At 70.3% G+C, this 549-nt stretch carries 1 protein-coding gene; it reads right to left on the minus strand.

Annotated elements, in window-relative coordinates; all coding sequences use genetic code 11:
• Positions 1-293: 293 nt before the first annotated feature.
• Positions 294-549, minus strand: a 256-nt coding sequence (locus RB628_RS41240; protein ID WP_318325750.1) for a BON domain-containing protein, incomplete at its 5' end; no start/stop codon positions are given.

The raw sequence follows: 549 nt of genomic DNA on the forward strand, positions 1-549 counted from the left end.
CTGGCGGGACCGGCAGGCCCATCCGGGTCATCTCGGCCAGGTTCGCGCCCTTGCCGCCGAGCAGGTCGGCGAGGTCGCGGCCGCCTTCTGCGAAGTCGTACACGTAACGGACCATGACGCCGGGCTCCTCCGTCGGGCTTCGGGCTGACCGGGCACCGGGACCTCGACGTCAGAGCTCGACCGGCACATCGGGATGTCCATGGTGGACAGACCCGGTGCCTCCCGAACCACAGGGCCGGTGCCCGCGTTCCTCTGGAAGGCGGTGGGCGCATCCCGTCCACGGCGGATGGGGTTCACCGCCCCGGTGCACCGGCTGTGGTCTGGCTCCCGGCGCGGAGGTGATGCGTGACGTCGACGACACCGTCGACGCTTTCGGACAGGCGTACCGCGATGGGGATGAGGCTTTCCTGCGGCACGGTGCCGTCGAGTGTCACCCGTCCGTCAGCGACCCGGACGCTGACCTCGCCGGGTCGCAGGCCGAGGCTCCGGGTCAGGACATCCGTGGTGATCTCCTCCTGGATGGCGATGTCTCGCCGCAGGAAGACGTGC

The sequence above is a fragment of the Streptomyces sp. ADMS genome (assembly GCF_033441795.1).
Lineage (GTDB): Bacteria > Actinomycetota > Actinomycetes > Streptomycetales > Streptomycetaceae > Streptomyces.